4 protein-coding genes are annotated in these 4,645 nt (G+C 51.4%); 3 read left to right on the forward strand and 1 reads right to left on the reverse strand.

From position 1 onward, the window contains the following. Nucleotides 1–983 (reverse strand): aspartate--ammonia ligase (asnA, locus tag ABNS49_RS13555; protein WP_348688281.1); only part of this gene is annotated, 983 nt, incomplete at its 3' end. A gap of 143 nt (nt 984–1,126) precedes the next feature. Here asnA and ABNS49_RS13560 point away from each other — a divergent pair. The 3 genes from ABNS49_RS13560 to ABNS49_RS13570 all read left to right on the forward strand — a co-directional run bounded on the left by ABNS49_RS13560 (nt 1,127) and on the right by ABNS49_RS13570 (nt 4,550). Beyond that, a complete protein-coding gene (locus ABNS49_RS13560; protein WP_135981372.1) occupies nt 1,127–3,394 on the forward strand; it encodes a glycogen/starch/alpha-glucan phosphorylase in 2,268 nt (755 codons plus the stop codon). A gap of 99 nt (nt 3,395–3,493) precedes the next feature. Further along, nucleotides 3,494–4,060, forward strand: coding sequence for a hypothetical protein (locus ABNS49_RS13565; RefSeq protein WP_135981373.1), 567 nt, complete (start codon nt 3,494–3,496; stop codon nt 4,058–4,060). Then, entirely contained in the window at nt 4,047–4,550 is a 504-nt protein-coding gene (locus tag ABNS49_RS13570) for a GNAT family N-acetyltransferase (RefSeq protein ID WP_135981374.1), read from the forward strand. Before ABNS49_RS13565 ends, ABNS49_RS13570 begins: the two co-directional genes overlap by 14 nt. Nucleotides 4,551–4,645: the final 95 nt, after the last annotated feature.

Raw genomic sequence — 4,645 nt, forward strand, 5'->3', positions numbered from 1 at the left:
TCGCAAAGGTCGATCATTTCCTGCGGCCACAAGCTTGCCTGCACCTCGCCGATGTGCGCTTTTTTCAGCAGCAGCATGCACAGTCTGGACTGGCCAATGCCTCCGCCAATCGTGTACGGTAGCTCCTTGTTCAAAATCGCCGCGTGGAACGGAAGCTCTTCGCGCTCCAGACAGTCTTCGATTTCCAGCTGCTCGTGCAGTGCTTTCTCGTCGACGCGCACACCCATGCTCGAAATTTCCAGAGCCTGCTGAAGCGGCTCGTACCAAAACAAGATGTCGCCGTTAAGCTGCCAGTCGTCGTAGTCCGGCGCTCTTCCATCGTGCTTTTGACCGTCGCTTAGCCGTCCGCCGATTTTCATGACAAACACGCAGCCCAGCTCTTTCGTGATGGCGTTTTCGCGCTCGCGCGGATCGAGGTTGGGATAAATGTCAAGCAGCTGCTGGCTGGTGACAAAGTGGATCTTGTCCGGCAGGTGGTTGACGGCTTGGGGATATTTGTACCATACTTCGTGTTCCATATGCTTGATGACCTTAAAGATCGTTTCCACATGCGCTTTCAAGGTTTCGACATTGCGCTCGCTTTCGTCAATGACTTTTTCCCAGTCCCACTGGTCGACGTAAGCCGAGTGCAAGTTGTCCAGCTCCTCGTCCTTGCGGATCGCGTTCATGTTCGTATACAAGCCTTCGTGCATCGCGAAGCCGTATTTTTTCAGTGCCATTCGCTTCCACTTCGCCAGCGAGTGGACGACCTCGATCGTTTCGTCGCCCATTTCCTTCATTGTAAAGCTGACCGCTTTTTCGCTTCCGTTCAAGTCGTCGTTCAGACCCGAGCTCTTTTCGACAAACAGCGGAGCCGAGATACGGGAAAGATTCAGCTCTTTTCCAAGCTCCTTTTGAAACGTGTCGCGGATGTATTTGATCGCCTCCTGCGTGTCGCGAACGGACAGGACGGGATCGTAATCTTTTGGTATTGTCAAGTGCATAGTGATCTCCCTTTTATTATAGATGGTTAAAAGTATAACATAGTTTCCCACAATTTCATAACGAAAATGGGAGGCGAATCGGGCAAATGCGTTGGTAAATGCCTTGTGAAAAGGTTATCATAGGTTCAAATTGGAGGTTTTTTATGAAACTAGAAGATATTCTCGAGGAATATTCCCTGGCCATGTTTGATCGGGCGATTGCTGAACTCGATGACAAAGAGTGTTATGTGATGCTGTTGAACTACGTGAAAAAACAGCTCGACAAAGCGCCGCGCGTAGAGGGAAAGAAAAAACTCTATTATATTTCTGCGGAATTTTTGATTGGAAAGTTACTGTCGAACAATTTGATCAATTTGAAAATTTACCATGACGTCAAAGAAATTCTGGAAAAGAACGGAAAATCGCTAAGCGCCATCGAAGAAGTCGAACTGGAGCCATCGCTAGGTAACGGCGGGCTGGGCCGGCTGGCCGCCTGCTTCATGGACTCGATTACGACGCTGGACCTGCCGGCAGATGGGGTCGGACTCAACTACCACCTTGGCTTGTTTTTGCAAAAATTCGAACACAACGAGCAAAAGGAATATCCGAATCCTTGGCTGTCGGACAACAGCTGGCTGAACAAAACCGACGTGACGTTCGAGGTGCCGTTTAAAAACGTGACGCTGCCAAGCCGCCTGTACGAAATCGAAGTGTCGGGCTACAACGGCAAAGTGAACACGCTAAAGCTGTTCGATTTGGACACGGTGGACGAAACGATCGTGGAATCCGGAATCGGCTTCGATAAAAAAGACATTGAGAAAAACCTGACGCTGTTTTTGTATCCGGACGACAGCGACGACGACGGAAGAAAGCTGCGCATTTACCAGCAGTACTTCCTCGTGTCGAGTGCGGCGCAAATGATCATCGCGGATTTGAAAGCGAAAAACATCGACTTGCGCGACTTGCACAAATATGTCGTGATCCAAATCAACGACACCCATCCTTCGATGGTGATTCCGGAACTCATCCGCCTGCTGACGGCGGAAGGGCTCGACTTCGAGGAAGCCGTGGCCGAAGTCGAAAAGACGACCGCCTACACGAACCACACCATTTTGGCCGAGGCGCTTGAAACGTGGCCAATCGCCTATTTGGAGGAAATCGTGCCGCAGCTCGTCCCAATTATTCGAAAACTGGACGAAATCGCCAAGACGAGAAGCCAGGACGAGGCGACCTTCGTAATCGACAACGACGGGCGCGTCCACATGGCCAGCATGGACATCCATTTCTCGCAATCGACCAACGGCGTCGCCGCGATCCATACCGATATTTTGAAAAACGAGGAGCTGCACAGCTTCTACGAACTGTATCCGAATAAATTCAACAACAAAACCAACGGAATCACGTTCCGGCGCTGGTTGTTCGAAGCCAATCCGGAGCTGACGAAATTTTTGGACGAGCACATTGGCGAAGGTTACAAAAAAGACGCGGTGGAGCTGCAAAAACTGCTCCAGTTCAAAGACGACAAAAAAGTTCTTGAACAACTGCTCGACATCAAAGCGATCAAGAAAAGACAGCTCGCCAAATACTTGAAAGAGCAGCAAAACGTGGACATCGACGAGCATTCGATTTACGACATTCAAATCAAACGTCTGCATGAGTACAAGCGCCAGCAAATGAACGCGCTGTACATCATCGACGAGTATTTGAAAATCAAAAACGGCTTCGTGCCAAAACGCCCGATTACGTGCATTTTCGGCGCCAAAGCCGCGCCGGCCTACATTTTGGCCAAAGACATCATCCACGTCATTTTGACGCTCCAGCAGCTGATCGACAGCGATCCGGACGTCCGCAAGCATTTGCGCGTCGTTATGGTCGAAAACTACAATGTCACCAAAGCCGAAAAACTCATTCCGGCCGCGGACATCTCGGAACAAATCTCGCTGGCGTCCAAAGAGGCGAGCGGCACAAGCAACATGAAATTCATGCTTAACGGCGCCGTCACGCTAGGAACGGACGATGGAGCCAACGTGGAAATCCACGATCTTGTCGGCTTGGACAACATTTTCATCTTTGGCGCCAAAGCCGACGAAGTCATCGACCATTATAAAAACCACGACTATTGCTCGCGCCATTTCTATGAAAACAGCGAGCGCATCCGCCAGGCTGTCGACTTCATTACAAGCGACGCCATGAAAGCGATTGGCAATCCGGCGCTGCTGCAAGCCGTGCATGACGACCTCATTAACAAAGACTGGTTCATGACCTTGCTCGACTTCGAAGCGTATGTCGCCGAAAAACAAAAAATCATGGACGCGTACGAAAATCGTCTGGACTGGGCGAAGAAGATGCTTGTCAACATCGCGCAAGCCGGCTACTTCTCCAGCGACCGCACGATTTTGCAGTACAACGAAGACATTTGGCATTTGAAATAAGCCTACGAAGAGCGGACATTCCGCTCTTTTTCTTTTCGACACACGACAAAACGTCTATAATAAACGATAAACCCATTCAAAAAGAAAGAAGGCGATATAATGGCAAAACAAGCATGGGAAGCGGAATGGATGGCTTTTCAACAAGACATGGACGCCCTGCGCGCCGCGTCCGAAATGAGTGAGCGGGTCGAAATCGCACGTCAAGTCGCCCGGCAAATTCGCGACGGCGACACCGTGTTCATCAACGGCAGCTTGCTGGCCCTCGACGTGCTCAGCTATATTCCGCCAAATGTCCACACCCGCGTCGTCACAAACAACGGGACGATCATGACCTTGCCCACGTACGCGCACCGGACTGTGCTGGTGACCGGCGGCGAGCTAGTCAATCACGTGCTGGCTGGCGAGGACGCGGCCGCCAGCGTACGCCGGCAGACGGCGGATTTGGCGGTGCTTGGCTGCGACGCCTTTGACGAACGCTTCGTTTACTGGAGCGCGCGCGAGGCATCCGTCAACGAGGCGATGGTGGAAAACGCCAAAAAGACGATCGTGGTGGCGGAAAGGCAAAAACGCGGGCAGCCCAGATATAATCGAAAGTGGAGCCGGTTCGCCCGCGCCGGCCGTTCCATGGAAATATGGACAGGAGAAAACGAAAATGAAGCTCGTTAAATTGTGGGAGGCGGATATGAAAAAGGCGTACGCGCTCCAAACCGCGTTCGAAGCCGATGAAAACGGGTTTGTGAACTTGGCGTACGGCTATTCTTTCGATCAGTTTATTGATTACGTGCAAACGCGCAAAGGCTATGAGCACGGAATCGGCCTGCCCGAAGGATTCGTTCCCGACACGGTGTTCGTTCTCGTCAACGACGAAGGGGAGTATGTCGGCTTGTTCAATTTCCGGCATACGCTCAACGACTTTTTGCGCGCCGGTCCCGGGCATGTCGGCTTTGGCATCGCGCCTCCATTTCGCCGCCGCGGCTACGCCAGCGAAGGGCTGCGTCTGCTGATCGAGCGCATCTCCCCGCAAATCGCGGAAGACGAGATTTATTTATCGGTGCACAAGGACAATCCGGCTTCGCTGCGGGCGATGCAAAACAACGGCGTGATCCATCATGAAATCGAGGGAGCGTTTTGCGTCCGCATCCCCAAAATTCTATGAAAAAAAACGGGCAATCGCGCAATGTCATTTAGTTAAGAAATGGCAGTCTTAGAGGATACATTTTAAAGTGTACCCTCTTTTTTTTAGATAATTTT

This window comes from uncultured Dubosiella sp., from assembly GCF_964018005.1.
In the GTDB taxonomy this organism is placed as follows: Bacteria; Bacillota_I; Bacilli_A; order Erysipelotrichales; family Erysipelotrichaceae; genus Dubosiella; species Dubosiella muris.